Below are 353 nucleotides of genomic sequence, written 5' to 3'. Positions count from 1 at the left end.
TCATAGTTCTCATTACCAGCCTGATTGGCGGCGATTGCTATTTTTCCTGCCTTGTGAAGGATGATCCTGTTGCCATCAATAGAAGCGATGTCAGGATGGCTGCTCACGTAGCTGACGGGTAAACCGGATGACGCTGTTGCCGGGAGTATGAATGATTCGTCGCTCAGTCTTTTGTCGGGCAGCGCGTTGAAGGTGATGGTCTGGGTGGCTTTGCTTACAATGAGTGTTTGTTGTACTTCATCCGCCGGGTTATACTGCGCGTCACCTGCCTGACGAGCCACGATCTTTGCAGTGCCCGCTCCTACAATCGCAACTACATTACCATCAATAGTTGCAACAGCTGTGTTTAAGCT

Annotated in this window: 1 protein-coding gene; it reads right to left on the bottom strand. The window is 50.4% G+C overall.

The annotated features are described in order from the left end of the window. Nucleotides 1-281, bottom strand: a 281-nt coding sequence (locus KK083_RS32865) for a hypothetical protein (RefSeq protein ID WP_254170304.1), incomplete at its 3' end; no start/stop codon positions are given. Between the last annotated feature and the right edge of the window lie 72 nt (nt 282-353).

Origin of the sequence: Chryseosolibacter histidinae, assembly GCF_018598225.1 — a bacterium.
In the GTDB taxonomy this organism is placed as follows: domain Bacteria; phylum Bacteroidota; class Bacteroidia; order Cytophagales; family Cyclobacteriaceae; genus Chryseosolibacter; species Chryseosolibacter histidini.
Note: the sequence above shows the minus strand (reverse complement) of the source record. Positions and strands in the feature narration are given on the sequence as shown.